Below are 16,829 nucleotides of genomic sequence, written 5' to 3'. Positions count from 1 at the left end.
ACCGCCCCCACCCCGGAGGGCGGAGGCGGTCACGAGGGGCCGTGCGTCAGCTGCAGCTGCGCGCGGCGTACGCGGCCGGGACCACCGTGGTGACGGTCTTGCCGTCGACGGTGCCGGTCGCCGTGACCGTCGCCTCGCCGGCGGGCACCGAGGCGGCGCGCGTCGAGAAGGCGGCGCTGGCGTTCTTGCCGGGGGCGACTCCGGTGAACTCCTTCGACCCGTGGGCCGAGGCGATCGTCATCGACACCGGCACGGCCGCGTTGTTCTGCGCCGTCACCGTCAGCGTCACCTTGCCGGCGATGCAGCGGGTCGTCGCGGTCACCGCGACGGCGAGGGCGGCGGGCTGCTTCAGCGTCACCGTCACCGTCGTCGTGGTGGTCGCCGAGCCGTCGGCCGCGGTCACGGCGATGGAGGCGACTCCGCCGTTCGCGCTGGTCGGCTGGGTGACGCGCACCTTCGCCGCCGAGTCGGTGGCCACCGCGGTGATCACCGGCATCGTCGTGCCCTCGACGGTCACCGCGTACGAGGTGCGGGCGGGGTCGAAGCCGGCGACGCCGACTCCGTTCACGCGCAGCGCCCCGAGGGTGCTGACCGCGGCGGGCGAGGCGACCGACTCGAACAGCTTCACCTCGGACACGATGAGGTGCGTGTTGGCATACGCGTTCATCACGACGCGGAAGGCCTTGGCCGTGACCGGGGCGAACGTGGCCGAGATCATCGGCGCCGTGCCGTCGGCGGGCGACGCCAGCGCCACCGCGGACTCGTAGCCGGGGACCGAGGTCCACGTGCCGCCCTCGGCGCCCTGGTACTGCAGCTGGTAGGTCTGCGCCCAGCTGGTGCCTCCGTCGCGCAGGAACTGCACCGTCGCCTGCTGCACCTGACGGGTCGCGGGGAAGGTGTAGGTCAGGGTGCTCTGCGCGGCCTTGGTGCCGCTGACCCAGTTCGACCAGCCCTTGTCTCCGTCGACGCCGTTGCGGGTGCGCTCCGGTCCGTAGCCCGACTCGGACGACGTCGCCGTGGCGACGATGCCCGCATCGGGGTTGAAGTTGCGGAGCGTGCCCGCGGTGACCAGCACCGTGAGGGTCGCCGGCAGCGTGGCGCCGTCGGCGGTCGCGGTGCCCGGGACCGTCACCGAGCCGGGCTGGGCGAGGGAGGCCGAGGTGAGCGGCGTCCAGTCCCAGGTGACCGGCACCGCGAAGGTGCTGGTCGAGGCGCCGACGCGGGCGGGCACGGTGGTGGGGGCGGCGGCCTTCACTCCCGCGACGCTCGCTCCGGAGGCGACGGTCACCGAGACCGGGTCGGTCGCGGTCAGCCCGCCGACGTCGACGAGCGCGGTGACGGGGATCGACTGGCCGAACAGGTCGGTCGCCGTGCCCTTCACCTCGACGCGTCCGGCGGTGCCGTAGGCCGAGTCGGCCGGGCGCTGCCAGGTGACGGCGACCGGCGAGCCCGCTCCCCACGAGTACTGCGGGGTGATGCTCGCGGGCAGGGTCGGAGCGACGCCCACGGTGGTGCGGACGGCGACCGTCTGCGTCGCGGCCGGGGCCAGATCGCGGAGGGTCCACGACTGGTTCGCTCCGCCGTTGGACCCGTAGACGCCGACCGTGGTGTTCTCGGCGCTCGAGGCCTGGTTGACGTCGAGCGACTGGGCGAGCGCCTCGTTGACGAGCGTGAAGTTCACGCCGTCGGTCGAGTTGACGATCCAGCGGGTCGCGGCCGCGCCCTTCGCCGAGTCGACCGAGACCGAGCGCAGGTCGGTCCCGGAGGTCGTCGCGCCGAGGACCCGACCGTCGCTGGTCTGCAGGACGACGCGGCGGGTGGCCTCGCGCTCGCCGGCGGGCACCTCGTGCACCGTCCAGTTCTGCTTCGCGGCGGCGGTGGAGTCGGTGGCGAGCGTCGTGATCGTGGTCGCGGCTCCGGTGGTCGTCGCGGTCAGGGCCTTGCCGCTCTGCGTGCCGACCAGCTGGTAGTGGTGGCCGTCGCGCAGGGCGGGGGCGGAGTCGGCGACTCCCGACACTCCGTCGATCGCGAAGGTGGTGACCGACTTGGCGGGCACGGTGACCGTCGCGGTGCGCGACTCCCGGTCGATGACGACCGCGGTCTTCTGCACGAGCGCGTTGCTCGTGGGCGCGGCGGCCGAGGAGGCCTGCGTCGTGACGTACGGGGTGACCTTCGCGCCCTCGGCGATCGTGCCGAAGCGCGAGAGGTCGAGCGTGATCGTCTGCGAGGTCGTGGCGCTGTTGCTGTGCACGATGGTCGCGCCCGAGCCGTCGGCGCGGACGGCGGCGGTGCTGGCGGTGCCGTTCACCGACATCAGGCGGTCGCCCTCGTGGATGAACTTGGTGAAGTTGCGGATGGTGTTGAACTTCGAGTTGGTCTCGACTCCGCAGACCGGGGCCTTGGTGGAGTCGCCCCCGGCGTCGGCGACGCGACGGGCCGACTTCCAGACCTCCTGGCCGCCCTCCTGGTACGGCTTGCAGTCGAGGTCGATGAAGATCGAGCCCCAGTTGAGGTTCTCGCCCTTCGGGCTCATGTTGTAGAGGTCCTCGACCGGCTGCCAGAGCACCCAGGCCTTCGGCTCGAGCTCGCGGAGGTCGTCGGTGATGCGGCTCGCGATGCCGAGGCCGTTCTCGATGTTGACCGGGTCGTAGCCCGAGACCCAGTTGCCCTCGATCTCGCTCATCCACAGGTCGGTGTCGGCCTGCTTCGAGAGGTCGCGCACGGCGAGGCGGTCCGAGGTGCCGTAGGTGTGCACGTTCATCCGGTCGACCTCGGCGCGGACCGCAGCGGAGTAGGCGGCCCAGTTGGTCTTGAAGATGCTGGGGTTGGTCTCGTCCATCGCGGCGAGGCCGGCGTCGGTGGTCGAGGCGTCGAGCGCGGCGGCCACGTCGGGGATCAGGTCGGCCTGGCGGGTCGGGCCCATGTGCATGCCCTCCTGCCGTCCGCCGGTCGGGACGCCGTTGGTGAGCTGCGTGCCCCAGTAGTTGGTGTTCGGCTCGTTGAAGGGGTCGAGCGTGTCGAACTCGATGCCGTACTCGTCCTCGAGGTGCTCGGTGACGTTCACGAGGTACTTCGCGAACTGCTGCTCGGCGGCGGGCTTGAGCTGCTCGCTCGAGGCGTTGAAGCCTCCGGAGACGTAGCCGCTCTCGGTCATGAAGTACGGGGCGGAGTTGGCGAACGCCTCCCAGTGCGAGATCTGCTGCTCCTCGGCGAGCTTCTCGACCCACCAGCGCTGCGTCTCGTCGGCGGTCCAGTCGTAGGAGGCGGGGTCGTCGGCGTTCCACTTCGCGAGCAGGGCGTCGCGGTCGGCGAGGTTCGTCGTGGTCCCGCTGTACTGCGCGCCGGTCGTGTCGGGCTTCCACCAGCCCTCGACCGCGCCGCCGGGGCGCAGGTAGTCCTTCACGTCGGAGGCGTTGCCGCCGCCGATGTTGTAGCGCGCGATGTTCAGATCGAGGCCGTCCTCGCCGAACACCTTCTGGTAGAGCTCCTCGCGGAGGGCCTCGGGGTAGTTCCCGGTCGCGTTGGCGAACCAGACGAGGCTGGTGCCCCAGCCCTCGTAGGCCTCACCCGCGGTGGCGGGGTTGGGGGTGATCCGGAACGCGTCGGCCGCCTGGGCGGGTGCTGCGGCGGCGGGCACTGCGAGCAGCGCTCCGGCAGCCAGGGCGGCGCTCGTGGCGAGCGCGGCGAGTCTTCTCGCGGACATCGACATTGATGCGGTCTCTCTTTCGCCTGTGAAAGTCGAGTGTGTTCACGTGAACACGCTCAGGGGCCGACCCTACATGTTCACGTCAACAAGCGGAAGGTGCGTGCGCGGTGCGGCCGGGGGGCGCGGGTGCGCCTCCGGATGGCTCGGTGCGCGAGTGCGCAGGAGTTGTCGTATTGGGTGGTCGAGTGCGACAACACCTGCGGAGTGGGTGCGCGCGAGGGCGGGTGGCTCGAGCGAGAACGCAGAAGTTGTCGTACTGGGTGGTCGAGTGCGACAACTCTTGCGGAGTGGGTGCGTGCAGGGCGGTGGCCCGAGCGAGAACGCAGGAGTTGTCGTACTGGGTGGTCGAGTGCGACAACTCCTGCGGAGTGGGCGTGTGCAGGGCGGTGGCCCGAGCGAGTGCGCAGGAGTTGTCGCATTGGGTGGTCGAGTGCGACAACTCTTGCGGAGTGGGCGCGGTCAGGGGTGCGCGGGCGGGTCGCACGCCTCCGCGGGTGCGTCGGGGGAGGGGGCGGCGACCGTGTGCACCAGGACGGTGTGGCCGACGTGGGCGAGGCCGAGCTCGAGGAAGTCGCGCACGTGCTCGTCGGCGAGCGCGTACTCGGCGGTGCGGCCCTCGCGGTGCGCCTCCACGACGCGGTGCGAGCGCAGCAGCCGCAGGGCGTGCGAGGTCGCGGAGGGGCTGAGTCCGCTGCGGTCCGAGAGCTCGTTCACCCGGAGGGGGCCGCCGAGCAGGGCGAGCAGGATCCGCATCCGCCCCGGGTCGCCGAGCAGCCCGAAGACGTCGGCCAGGTCGGCGATCGCGGCGTCGGAGGGGAGCCCGGTGCGCGCCTCGTCGCCGTGCGGGCGGGGGGTGTCGGCTGGCATGGGGGCTCCGGAGGCGAGGATCGGGCGGGACGAGGGGCGGCGCTCAGGCCCGGTGCGTCTTCTCCGGGAACTCCTCCGGCTCGCACTGGATCGTCGCGTGGTCGATGCCATGATCCTCCCGCAGAACCGCGAGCACCGCGCTGAGCGCCGTGCGGTAGTCGGCGTCCGGGGCGACCACGATGTGACCGCTCGCGCTCTCCATGCCGGAGGTGATGGTCCAGACGTGCAGGTCGTGCATCGCCAGCACGCCCGGCACCGCGCACACGTCGCGCTCCACGGCGGCGAGGTCGACGTGGGCGGGCGCCGACTCCATCAGGATGCCGAGGGCCTGGCGGGTCAGCGACCAGGTGCGCGGCAGGATCAGCAGCCCGATCAGCACGCCGACGATCGGGTCGGCCCACGCCCAGCCGGTGGTCATCAGCACGATCGCCGCGACGATGACGCCGACCGAGCCCAGCGCGTCGCCGAGCACTTCGAGCGAGGCGCCGCGGAGCGTGATGCTCTCCCTCGCGCCGACCGACAGCAGGCGGAGGCTCACCAGATTGACCGCCAGGCCCGCGATCGCGGTGATCAGGAGGGGTGCGCCGGGAACCGCGGGCGGCTCGGCGAAGCGGCGCACCGCCTCCACGATCACGAAGCCGGCGACGCCGAAGAGCAGCAGGCCGTTCGCGAGCGCGGCGAGCACTTCGAGGCGGTAGGAGCCGTAGGTGCGGCTCTTCGCGGCGGGGCGGGCGGCGAGCGAGATCGCGGCGATCGACATGCCGAGGGCGATGACGTCAGTGCCCATGTGGGCGGCGTCCGAGATGAGGGCGAGCGAGCCGGTGCTGAAGCCGACCACGAACTCGACGATCATGTACGCCGCGGTCAGGGCGAACGCGATGACGAGGGGGCGCCGGTGGCGCGAGGCCGCGGATCCGGCGTGGCCGCCGACTCCGTGCGAGTGCCCTGCACCCATGGCTACCACTCCTCTGAACGCTTGTTCATATGAACAGTCTTGCACACGTCGCGCTCGCTCACCCCGCGCGTCGAGAACGCAGGAGTTGTCGCACTGGGCGTCGAGTGCGACAACTTCTGGAGAGTGGAGGCGCCGTCAGGCGACCGGGTCCGGGGGGTGCGGCTCCTCCGCGTCCCAGAGGGTCTGCAGCGGATCCTCCGCATCGACGCCGTCCAGGTGCAGGCGCCGCCGCCGCGCCGCCTCGTCCGGCGTGATCTCGCCGAGGTACTCGGACGCGCTGATCGCGGCGGGAACGCCTCCGTCGCGGGTGAGGAACGGGTCGGACGGCGTCGCCATCCGCAGCCCGTCGCGCGGATCGTAGGGGTGCGCGACGATCCCCGTCACCTCGGGCGACGAGGCCAGCAGCGCCATCGTGACGCGGTCGGCGGCCTGCCACGCGGTCGCGGAGGAGCGGCGCTCGACGCCGATCGGTCCGTGCGGACTCGAGAGGGTCAGGCGCTCGATCCCGGGAAGGAGGCGGAGGATCCGGACGGCGGCCTCGAGCGTCTCGCGGGGCACCGCGTCCACCGATCCCGAGAACACCGGGGCCCACTCCTCGACGGGGAGCTCGTCGCGCCACTGGTCCATCGCTGGTCCTCTTCTCGAGTGGCTCGCCCGCGAGGGCGCCGGCACCGGGGTCAAGGGCGGTCAGGGGGAGTGACTGACCCCAGGCTACGACTCGTGCCCGCCGAAAAGGGGATTCTCCGGGACCCTTGCGCGCGCGGCGATCGCCCCCTCCGGGCGACCTGTCGAGAAGTGCGGGCTGTGAGCCGCGCGGAGCGCGGGCGGTTGCCTGCGGCGTGATGCCTGGTCGGTCTGCGTGCCCCGGGGTGACCCCGGAGAGGACGGTGCGGCACGCGCCCCGTCCGCCTCGCCCGGAGGGGGCGGTCGCCTCAGCCTAGGCTGGACGGCAGCTCCGGGGGGAGGTGCTGCCGTGCAGGGTCGGGACGTGCTCGTCGAGGCGCTCGCGCACGCGTTCCTCGGGGCGGAGTGGACGCGCGACTCCCTGCGCGCAGCGGCCGCCGACTCCCTCGGCGCTCGCCGCCGCTGGCTCGGGCCGCTCGTGACCGGGGTGCTCGTCGCGTTCCCGCATCCGCCGCTCGATGCGCCCCGCGAGCTCGCCCGCTGCATCGCGGGCCTGCTGCCGGAGCGGGCGCAGCCGGTGGTCGCGCACCTCGCGCCGGTCGCGGCGCGGGCGGTCCCCAGTGCCTCCCCGGTGCCGCTGATCGACGGACGCGACGATCTCGCGCGCCTCCTGGCGATCACGCCGGCGCAGCTCGACGGCTTCGCCGACCTCGGCGGCTGGAACCGGCGCAGCGCGGAGGGTGCCGTGCAGCACTACGACCACGTCTGGCGCGCTCGGCCGGGTCGCGCGCCGCGCCTGCTCGAGGTGCCGCGCTCGCGCCTCACGGCGGTGCAGCGGAGCGTGCTCGACGAGGTCGTGGGGCTCGCGCCCGTGCACGGGGCGGCGCACGGCTTCGTCCCCGGACGCAGCGCTGTCACCGGCGCGCGGGTGCACGCGGGCGCGGCGATGGTCGTGACGCTCGATCTGCAGCGGTTCTTCGCCCAGGTGAGCGCCCCGCGGGTGTTCGGGCTGCTCCGCGGCGAGGGGATGACGGAGGCGGTCGCGTACGCGATCACGGGGCTGTGCACGCACGCGGTGCCGATCGCGGTGCTGCGGAGGATGCCCGCGGGCGGCGACGTCGACGAGCGCGCGGCGCTGCGCCGGTCGCTGACCCTGCCGCACCTGCCGCAGGGCGCGCCGACCTCGCCGGCGCTGGCGAACCTCGCGCTCCGGCGGCTCGACGCGAGGCTCACCGGCTACGCCGAGGCGGCGGGCGCCCGCTACACGCGCTACGCCGACGACCTCGCGTTCAGCGGCGGCGAGCGCTTCGCGCGGCGGGCGGAGGCGTTCGCCCGCGGCGCCGAGCGGATCGTCGCGGACTCGGGGTACCTCGTGAACCCGCGCAAGACGCGCCTCCGGCCCTCGTCGGTGCGGCAGAGCGTGACCGGAGTCGTGGTCAACGCGCACCCGAACGTGCGGCGCGCCGACGTCGACCGGCTGCACGCGATCCTGCACAACTGCGTCGCGCACGGCCCCGCGGGGCAGAACCGCGCCGGCGTCCCCGACTTCGGCGCGCACCTGCTCGGGCGGATCGCGTGGGTGGCGGCCGTGAACCCGGCGCGGGGCGCTCGGCTGCGCGCGCTGTTCGACGCGATCGACTGGTCGCGGGCGTGAGGCGGCGGCTCTGCGGGCCTCGCCTGCTGACTCCGGTGGATCTCGATACGCCCGCCGCGCGGGCTACTCGATCAGCAGGGAGCGGCGCGGCCTGACGGAGGTTGTCGGCCCGCCGGCCTGCTGGTCGAGTAGCCCCGCAGGGGCGTATCGAGACCCCACCCCGTCAGCAGCTCGGGCATCAGATCTCACTTGCTGACAGTCGCCGGAGCCCCGGGAAAGGCGGAAGGCCGGCCCCCGAGGGGACCGGCCTTCCGTGTCGGAGCGCTACGCGTGGTGGCGCTTGCGGCGCACCAGGGTCAGGCCGGCGCCCGCGAGGAGCAGGAACGCGGCGAGGAACGCGAAGGGGGCGACGTCGGCGCCCGTGAAGGCGAGGCCGGAGCCGCCACCCGAGGTGCCGCTCCACGGCGCGGCGGCCGCGGGGGCGGTCGACGACGGGGTGGGCTCGGGGGTCGGAGTCGCGGTGGCGGGGGCGCCGGCGGCGACGGTGAAGGAGGCGGTCAGGGCGGTGCCCGACTGTGCCCCGGTCAGCGCGACGCTGTACTCGCCGGGCTCGGAGGGAGCGGTGAGGGCCAGCGAGACGCCTCCGTCGATCACGTCGGTGGTGCCGATCGCGGTGTCACCGGCGGTGCCGGTCACCTGGCGGTCTCCCTCGAGACCGGAGGCGCTGATCGCGACGGATCCGCCGGGCGCGACGGGCGTGGTCGGCGCCGAGAGGACGGCGTCGGCCGAGAAGGCGTCGAGGTCGCGGTCGAGCGTCAGCGCGTTCGCGATGGTGAAGAAGTTGTCGGTCTGGTCGGTGAGGCCGACGACCGCGGCGGCGCCGGGTCCGTAGCCCGCGATGCGGACCTGGGTGCCGGTGTGCTGCTGCGAGCCCTCGGCGGCGGCGGTGCCGTAGGCGACCTTCATGACCGAGCCCTCGGTCGTCCTCAGCGCGGTCGACAGGGTCGCCGGCGGGGTGCTGTCGACGATCTGCGAGGTGTGGCCGTGGTCGGCGGTCACGATGACCATCGTGTTGCCGTCCTTCTTCGCGAAGTCGAGCGCGACCTGCACGGCCTCGTCGAGGTCGATGGTCTCGCCGATCTGACCGCACGCGTTGGCGGCGTGGTCCTGCTTGTCGATCGAGGCGCCCTCGACCTGGAGGAAGAAGCCCTCGTCTCCCGTGTTCAGCAGACCGATCGACGTCGAGGTGAGCGACGCGAGCGAGAGGTCGCTGGTGAGGCGCTCGGGGTTGGTCTCGCAGCTGACCGGCTCGAGGTCGCCGCCGCCGACGGTCGCCTGGGTGGCGGCGAAGCGGGTCGGGAAGTTGCCCTCGGTGAAGGTGCCGAGCACCGGTGAGGTCTGGTCCGCCTCCGTCACCGCGTCGAGCTCGTCGGCGGAGTCGACGACCTGGTAGCCGCGGTCGGCCGCCTGGTCGAAGAGGGTCTCGCCGGCCCAGTCGCCCGCCTTGGCCGACTGGAGGAAGCTCTTCGAGCCTCCGCCGAGGGTGAGGTCGGCGCGGGTGCCGATGATCTGCTCGCTGATCGAGCCGAGGCCGCCGAGCTCGAGGTAGTCGTCGCCGCCGTTCTCGGACTCGGGGCCGTAGAAGCTGCGCGCGTCCACGTGCGCGGCCTGGACGGCGGGGGTCGCGTCCTGGATCTCGGCGGTCGAGACGTTGCCGGTCTTCTTGCCGTTCGCCTTGGCGATCTCGATCAGGGTGTCCTGCGGGGTCCCGTCGATGTCGACCGAGATGGCGTTGTCGTAGGTCTTGGTGCCGGTGGCCCAGGCCGAGCCGGTGGCGGCGGAGTCGGGCACGTAGTCGGGGAGGCCGTAGCGCTCCTCGTCGCGGTAGAGCGAGTAGGTCGTGTAGGAGCCGGTGAGCGGGAGGGCGTCGATGCCGGGCAGCTGGCCCTCGGCGCCGTACTCGTAGTTGCGGGCGATCGTGATCTCGGAGTCGCCCATGCCGTCTCCGATGAGGAGGATGACGTTCTTCGCGGGTCCGTCGACGACCGAGTCCTTGATCATCTGGATCTTGTCGTCGGAGTTGCGGGTCGCGCCGCCGTTCGCGCCGAGGCCGTCCGCGGCGAACGCGGAGGGGGCGGCGAGGACGGAGACGCCGACGAGGCAGGCTGCGGCGAGCGCGGCGCCGCGGCGGGGTGTGAGAGGCATGGTGCTCCAGATCAGTGGGGTGCCGGAGTGCGGCGGACCGCCGCGACAGGGGCTCAGCCGACCATCCGCGGGCGTCGATCGTGTGAACGAGGGGCGTACATAGCGCGGCTATCCGCAGGCCGCTCCGGGTCGCTGCCCAGGGTGGCCGGCCGCCGGGGAACCCGTTCTCGTCGAGACGCCACACGTGTCTCGGCGAGAAGTGGTTCCCCCGACGGACCCGGGCGAGGGCAGGATGGGCGGATGAGGAGGGCGGCGGCGACGGTGGGCGCGGCCTGTCTGCTCCTCCTCCTGGCCGGCTGCTCCGAGCCGGCGCCGTGCACCGCGATCGGCTGGAGCACCTCGCTGACGATCGTGGTCGACGGGCCGGGGCGCGCCTCCGTCGCCGACGTGCGCATCTGCGCGGGCGGAGTGTGCTCGCGGCCGGCCGACCTCGCCGCCGACGGATCGCGATCGTTCCCCGTGCTGACCAGCGACGACGGCCGCTGGGTGTTCGACCTGGGGATGTCCTCGCCCGACCCGATCGCGGTCACCCTGATCGACCGGCAGGGCGAGGTGCTGTTCACCCGCGAGCAGCTGATCGACTGGCGGATCCTCGACGAGCCGAACGGGCCGGGCTGCGGCCGGCGCGCCGAGTCGAAGGAGCTGTCGATCGAGGCCCCGGAGCCGCGGGGCTCGGTGTTCGGGGAGCGCTGACCGCCCGGTGTCCGTGCCGCGCAGCGGGGGACGGACAGGCCGCCACTCCCGGCCGGTCGGCTGCTAGGGTCGCGCCCGACGCGCTCCTGTCCAGGTGACGCGCTACCCGAAGGCGAGACCCATGCCCGTGACGCTCCCCGAACCGCGAACGATCGACCCCGCCTCCGTGCCCGTGCTGCGCTGGGGCGTGATCGGCACCGGCATCGCCGAGCAGTTCGTGGCGGCCCTGCGCGTCCGCTCGACGCAGCGCGTCGTCGCCGTGACCGCGCGCGACGCCGAGAAGACGCGCGAGTTCGCCGAGCGCCACGGCATCCCGACGGTCCATGAGTCGGTCGAGGCGCTGGTCAACGACCCCGGCGTCGACGTCGTCTACGTCTCGACCCCGCACACCCTGCACCGCCGTCAGGCGCTCGCCGCGATCGCGGCCGGCAAGCACGTGCTGATCGAGAAGCCCATCGCGATGTCGGCGGAGGAGGCGCGCGAGATCACCGAGGCCGGTCGCGCCGCCGGGGTCCTCGTGATGGAGGCGATGTGGTCGCGCTACCTGCCGCAGGCCGACGTCATCCGCCAGGTCGTCGAGAGCGGCGTGCTCGGCGAGCTGCACCTCGTGCGCGCCGACTTCGGCTTCTCGATCCCCTTCGACCCCGAGCACCGGCTCTGGAAGGCCTCCGTCGGCGGCGGCGCCCTGCTCGACGCGGGCGTCTACCCGATCTCGTTCGCCTCCTCCGTGATGGGCGCCCCGACCCGGGTGCACGCCTCGGGCGCCACCCACCCCGAGACCGGGGTCGACTCGCGCGCCGATCTGCTCCTCAGCACCGACGGCGGACCGCAGGCGCTGCTGTCGACGTCCCTCGAGACCTCGCTCCCCGTCGAGGCGATGATCCTCGGCTCCGAGGGGCGGCTCGAGGTGCACAGCCCCTTCTTCGGTCCGAGCGGGCTGACGCTCACGCTCGGCAGCGTCAGCTCGTCGCAGGAGTCGGACACCTGGGTCGACGACGGCCCGTGGCCGTACGGCAACCTCGCGTTCCAGGCGACGGCGTTCGCGTCCTACGTGGCGCAGGGGCTGCTCGAGTCGCCCGTGCACCCGCACCACGAGGTGGTGTCGGTGATGGCGACGATCGACGAGGCGCGGCGGCAGATCGCCGGGTCGACGGTCGCGGTGCAGCACACCGTCGCGTTCTCGCTCGTGCACGAGGCGGGGTCCGGGGCGGAGGCGGAGTTCCTGTCCCACGCGCGGCGGGTGCTGTCGGCGATCCCCGGAGTGACGGATTTCACTGTCAACCGGCAGGTGAGCGCGAAGAGCGCTCTGGACTGGCAGTTCTCGATGGTGTTCGCCGACCGCGCGGCGTTCGCGGCGTACGACGCGCACCCGGACCACGTGGAGTTCGTGCGCGCGCACTGGGTCCCGGAGGTCGCGGAGTTCCAGGAGAACGACTTCGAGGTGCTGCCGGCCTGATCGGGCATGTTCGGCTCGTGGAATCCGGTTCGGCTCGCTGAATCCGGTTCGGCTCGTGGAATCCGATTCGGCTCGCTGGATCCGCGCGCTTCTGCGAGCCGGCCGCGGCTTCGCGAGCCGGGGGTGCCTCGGGGCGGACGTTCGGCTCGTGAAAACCGGTCGGGCTCGCTGAATACGTCGGTTCTTGCGCGCCGGAAGCGTTCTGACGAGCCGGAGGTCCGTCCGAACGCTCCCCGGCTCGCGGACGCGCCGATTCCTGCGAGCTCGGGGCGACTGGCACGGGCAGCAGCGCGCTGCGGGGGACGGCGTTCGCCGAGCCGCTCGTCGTGCAGGGCGAGCGCGCGTTCTGGCGGCTGCTGACTCCGGAGACGCTCGCCTTCTTCCTCGAGGGCGGCTGGTACTCGCTCGGCAACGGGGTCGACGGGGCGGGGCGGCCGGCGGACATCCTCGGCCCGCTCCTCTCCGCGCCCCCGTCCCTGCCCGCCCGTCCCTGACCCCTGGCCCTGCCCGTGCCCCCTGCCGCCCGTCCCTGCTGGTCGAGTAGCCCCGCAGGGGCGTATCGAGACCCCGCCTCTTCGAGGAGGACGTGCTGCCAGCCTCGCGTGCTGATGGTGGTGGATCTCGATACGCCCTCTCCGCGGGCTACTCGATCAGCAGGGGGGTGCCCCGAGACCCGCCCTGGCCGCCGAGCGCGTCGTTCCGCGCGCCTCCGTGGGAGTGCGCTGAGAGGTGTGACAGACGCGGGCGCGATAGTCAACGCCCTCCTCCAACCGACTGGTGTCGATTTACAGTCCAGGTATCCGGAAAGACACCCCGCAGAGGGGGCGCATCGCCGGTGGATCGAGGAGTCGAGATGTCGAGAGAAGACGTGACGCCGGGTCGGTTCGCCCGCTTCGTGAAGTGGGTGCCCCGGGCCGACGGCTGGGAGCCCGAGTACCTCCGCGGGCGTGTGCTCGCGAAGACCGACGGCGAGTGGATCGTCGAGGTGCTCGGCGAGGAGAAGCGCGTCGAGAAGGCCGTGTGGAGCGTCTACCGCTGACCCTGCGAGCCGATCCCCGCACAGACCGATCTGACGCAGAGCCTCGCTGCCGGGTTGAAGCAGTACGCCCAGGACCGGAAGCCGGAGGGCGAGCCTCTGCTGACCTTCGGCCGTGGCGCTCTTGTGCACTTCGTCGTAACGAACGAGGAGGTGCACATGACCACGAAGCTCGACGGGCCGAACACGCGCTTCCTCCCCTTCAACCGCGGCAAAGCGAACGGCGCGGGCAACGCGGCGATTCCGGGGACGAGCCCGACGGCGTACTTCTGGGAGGAGATCCTCGAGCGGGGCACGTGGCTGGACCTTCTCGGGCGGTTCTTGCATTACCGGTTCGAGGAGAAGATCGACCCGATCGATGGGAAAAAGTCGTACGCGAAGTCGTTGCGTTTTCCGCGGTATCACCAGTGGCGAGCCGTCAAGAAGCTCGAGCGGTCCGTGCTGGAGGAGGGTCCTGGTCACAACTACCTGATCCAGCACTCCGCCGGTTCCGGGAAGACCGACTCCATTGCGTGGGCTGCGCACCGCATGGCGCAGCTACACGCCGCGGATGGGCAGAAGGTGTTCGACGGGGTCATTGTGGTCTCGGACCGGCAGGTCCTCGACGGGCAGCTGCAGCGTGCCGTCGAGCAGTTGGAGACCACATCGGGTGTGTTCCAGCCGATCACGCGCGGTAGGGATGCGTCGAAGTCTGCGCAGCTCGCTGAGGCGTTGCTGGCGGGGAAGCAGATCATCGGGGTGACGTTGCAGACGTTCCCGCATGCGTTGACCACGATCGAGAAGCATGCGGGCCTCGCCGGTCACCGTTACGCGGTTATCGCTGACGAGGCGCACTCCTCGCAGAGCGGCGAGGCCGCGGCGTCCATCAAGCAGGTCCTCACCGCCGGCGCGGCAGAGGGTGATGAGGTGGGGGAGGGGTCTGTGGATGTGGAGGATGTGCTCGCGGATGTGATGGCGCGGAAGGTCGGAGTGGGGACGATCTCGTTCCTGGCGTTCACGGCGACGCCGAAGGGGAAGACTGTCGAGTTGTTCGGCCGCGAGGACGTGTCGGGCGTCAAGCGGGCGTTTGATCTGTATTCGATGAAGCAGGCGATCGAGGAGGGCTTCATTCTCGACGTGCTGAAGAACTACCTCCCCTACGACCTCGCGTTCACCCTCGCCCACACCGACCGTGCGACTGGGGTGGATGTGGAGATCGACACGGTGAAGGCCAGCAGTGAGGTGATGAGATGGGTGCGGTTGCACCCCACGAACATCGCGCAGAAGGTCGCCGTGATCGTCGAGCACTTCCGAACGAATGTGCGCAGCGAGCTCGGTGGGCGCGCGAAAGCGATGGTGGTCACGGGGTCTCGGAAGGAGGCCGTGCGCTACAAGCTCGCCATCGACGCGTATTTGAAGGAGCACAAGCTCGACGGTCAGCTCGGTTCACTCGTCGCGTTCTCCGGGTCGGTGCTGGACGCGGAGTCGGGGTCGAAGGAGTTCACGGAGACATCGATGAACGAGGGCCTGAAGGGCCGATCGTTCGAGGCGGCGTTCGCGGGGGATGAGTTCCAGGTGATGATCGTCGCGAACAAGTTTCAGACCGGCTTCGACCAGCCCCTCCTGGTGGGCATGTACGTCGACAAGAAGCTTTCCGGCATCACGGCCGTGCAGACGCTGTCGCGCCTGAACCGGGTGATCCCGGGGAAGGAGAACACGTACGTCATCGACTTCGTCAACGACCCGGACCAGATCCTCGAAGCGTTCCAGACCTACTATGAAGACGCTGAACTGACCCAGCCGTCAGACCCGAATATCATCCACGACATGCTCGGCAAGCTCCGCAGCATGAACATCATCGACACCTACGACGTCGATGGCGTCGTCGACGCGTGGCTCACCAAGTCGAGCCACAACACGCTGTACTCGCACATCAAGGCATCCCGCGACGTGTTCTGGACCCGCTGGAACGATGCTGTCGCCGCCTCCGACGACCTGGAGAAGGGCCGCCTCGAGGAGTTCCGCGGGACGGTCCTCGCGTTCGTGCGGGCCTATGACTTCCTGTCGCAGATCATGGACTACGGCGACACCGACATCGAGAAGTGGGCGATCTTCCTCCGCGTCTACCGCCGAGTCATCGAGCGCCAAGATGCAGAACCGTCGGCCATCAACACGGACGACATCGTCCTCACCCACTACAGGCTCCGCAAGCTCGACGCCCAGAACCTCGGACTCACGACAGGGGATCCGGGGCAGCTGGCAGGCATTACAGCGGCGGGATCGGCTCAGCCGCGAGAAGCGAAGTATGGGCTGCTGCAGGACGTGATCGACAAGATCAACGGTCTGTTCGCCGGCACCGACGTCGACGAGATCAACGGCGTGAGTGCCGCTGAAACGATCCTTCGTCACGTGGTCGACAACCCGAAGATTCAAGCCGAAGCGATGGCCAACACGCCCATCGACTTCGAGACCTCCCCCACCATCGCCGCTGAACTCGAAGACTTCATCTACGCCTCCGCCGCCGGTCACAGCAACGCCATGACCGCGCTACTCAAGAAGAGCGACTTCACCTCGATCGTGAACGTCCTGGTAGCGATGGGTCTCTACGAAAGGACCCGAAGCGAAGTGGAGCGGGCCGCGTCGGCTGGGGGAATGTGGGCAGGTAGCGCATAGTCGGCATTCCGCTCTGCGTGGCCGACGCCTTCGGAGCTCTAGCGCGCGTACCTTGCCTCACCGAAGGCCACCAGTCGGGTCGCGTACCCAGCTCTGCTGTGGCCACGAGCAAAATGCGCGCGGCGGACCCTTGAAGCGCTCCGGCTTGCGACCACGCCCTTTGTCTCTGTCGAGGCGGCGGGTGTTAGCAGCCGTCGCCGCTCAGCGTGCGTCAGCCTCGAGACAATCGATTCGCCGCTAGGCTAGTCCCGTGCCAGACACTCAAAATCCCGGCGGCTACGCAGTCGAGGAGAAGCGCAACCTCCTCCGCGACGCATTCGACAGGGCTCTTCTTGTTCAGACCTCGGCAATTGAGAAGAACATTGCTCGCGCGCGCCAAAGGCACCCAGATGCGAGCCCTGCAGAGGTTGTGCGCACGCTGGAGAAGATGTATCGCGCTGCATTGTCAGGATCAGGGGCGGCAGTCGGCGCGGCTGCGGCGGTTCCCGGCATCGGAACCGGCGCAGCTCTCGCCCTTTCGGGCGGAGAAATGCTGTCCTCGTTAGAGCTGACGACGCTTTTCGCGCTCTCCTTGGCGAGCATCCATGGCGTCCGCGTCGACGAGCTCGAACGACGGCGCGCACTCGTGATGGGGATTGTGGTCGGTGGCGGCGGGGCCGAGGCCATATCTAAAGTCGCGGGCAGGACAGGGCCGCACTGGGCGAAGAATATCATCGCGAAAGTCCCCGTCTCGAAGCTCAACCAGATCAACAAGATCCTGGGGAGACACTTCGTGACGAAGTATGGGACGAAGCAGGGGATTATCGTGCTTGGCAAGGTGGTGCCGTTCGGTCTCGGCGCCGCGATCGGTGGCGGCGCAAATTTGGTCCTTGCTGAGACGACCATTCGCGCGAGTCGTTATGCCTTCGGCGATCCGCCTACGAGCTGGAGCGACCAGGCAGACGCTTGACGGCTTCGCAAGTAGCGGCTGGGCTCAGTCGTACCTTCTTTCTCCGTTGGGGGAGAAGGCGCAATGTTGCCGCGTTTGCGCCCAGCCCTTAC

12 protein-coding genes are annotated in these 16,829 nt (G+C 70.7%); 7 read left to right on the top strand and 5 right to left on the bottom strand.

Annotated elements, in window-relative coordinates; all coding sequences use genetic code 11:
- Positions 1-46: 46 nt before the first annotated feature.
- The 4 genes from GSU68_RS17355 to GSU68_RS17340 form a co-directional block, all read right to left on the bottom strand.
- A complete protein-coding gene (locus tag GSU68_RS17355) occupies positions 47-3,703 on the bottom strand; it encodes a glycoside hydrolase (protein WP_159909886.1) in 3,657 nt (1,218 codons plus the stop codon).
- A gap of 462 nt (positions 3,704-4,165) precedes the next feature.
- The gene (locus GSU68_RS17350) at positions 4,166-4,573 is read right to left on the bottom strand and encodes a metalloregulator ArsR/SmtB family transcription factor (protein WP_159909885.1); all 408 of its coding nucleotides are present in this window, start codon (positions 4,571-4,573) and stop codon (positions 4,166-4,168) included.
- A gap of 43 nt (positions 4,574-4,616) precedes the next feature.
- A complete protein-coding gene (locus tag GSU68_RS17345; protein ID WP_159909884.1) occupies positions 4,617-5,528 on the bottom strand; it encodes a cation diffusion facilitator family transporter in 912 nt (303 codons plus the stop codon).
- A 135-nt stretch (positions 5,529-5,663) separates the two neighbouring features.
- On the bottom strand, positions 5,664-6,155 hold the full coding sequence (locus GSU68_RS17340; RefSeq protein ID WP_159909883.1) for a hypothetical protein: 492 nt from the start codon (positions 6,153-6,155) through the stop codon (positions 5,664-5,666).
- A 346-nt stretch (positions 6,156-6,501) separates the two neighbouring features.
- On the opposite strand from GSU68_RS17340, the gene GSU68_RS17335 reads away from it, so the two are divergent.
- Complete coding sequence (locus tag GSU68_RS17335) at positions 6,502-7,806, top strand: reverse transcriptase family protein (RefSeq protein WP_208544608.1); 1,305 nt, start codon at positions 6,502-6,504, stop codon at positions 7,804-7,806.
- Between the two features lie 264 nt (positions 7,807-8,070).
- Here GSU68_RS17335 and phoA read toward each other — a convergent pair whose 3' ends face one another.
- Positions 8,071-9,951 (bottom strand): alkaline phosphatase, encoded by a 1,881-nt coding sequence (gene phoA, locus GSU68_RS17330; protein ID WP_159909882.1) that lies wholly within the window; start codon positions 9,949-9,951, stop codon positions 8,071-8,073.
- A gap of 240 nt (positions 9,952-10,191) precedes the next feature.
- Here phoA and GSU68_RS17325 point away from each other — a divergent pair, with 240 nt between their 5' ends.
- The 6 genes from GSU68_RS17325 (at position 10,192) to GSU68_RS17300 (ending at position 16,737) form a co-directional block, all read left to right on the top strand.
- Entirely contained in the window at positions 10,192-10,644 is a 453-nt protein-coding gene (locus tag GSU68_RS17325) for a hypothetical protein (RefSeq protein ID WP_159909881.1), read from the top strand.
- A gap of 121 nt (positions 10,645-10,765) precedes the next feature.
- Positions 10,766-12,100, top strand: coding sequence for a Gfo/Idh/MocA family oxidoreductase (locus GSU68_RS17320; RefSeq protein ID WP_159909880.1), 1,335 nt, complete (start codon positions 10,766-10,768; stop codon positions 12,098-12,100).
- Between the two features lie 326 nt (positions 12,101-12,426).
- Positions 12,427-12,594, top strand: a complete 168-nt coding sequence (locus tag GSU68_RS17315; protein WP_159909879.1) for a hypothetical protein — start codon at positions 12,427-12,429, stop codon at positions 12,592-12,594.
- A 359-nt stretch (positions 12,595-12,953) separates the two neighbouring features.
- Entirely contained in the window at positions 12,954-13,139 is a 186-nt protein-coding gene (locus GSU68_RS17310) for a hypothetical protein (protein ID WP_159909878.1), read from the top strand.
- A gap of 156 nt (positions 13,140-13,295) precedes the next feature.
- Complete coding sequence (locus GSU68_RS17305; protein WP_244259325.1) at positions 13,296-15,788, top strand: DEAD/DEAH box helicase family protein; 2,493 nt, start codon at positions 13,296-13,298, stop codon at positions 15,786-15,788.
- A gap of 250 nt (positions 15,789-16,038) precedes the next feature.
- On the top strand, positions 16,039-16,737 hold the full coding sequence (locus tag GSU68_RS17300; RefSeq protein WP_208544607.1) for a hypothetical protein: 699 nt from the start codon (positions 16,039-16,041) through the stop codon (positions 16,735-16,737).
- Positions 16,738-16,829 lie beyond the last annotated feature (92 nt).

Origin of the sequence: Rathayibacter sp. VKM Ac-2759, assembly GCF_009834225.1 — a bacterium.
In the GTDB taxonomy this organism is placed as follows: domain Bacteria; phylum Actinomycetota; class Actinomycetes; order Actinomycetales; family Microbacteriaceae; genus Rathayibacter.
This window is presented reverse-complemented; position numbering and strand designations above follow the sequence as displayed.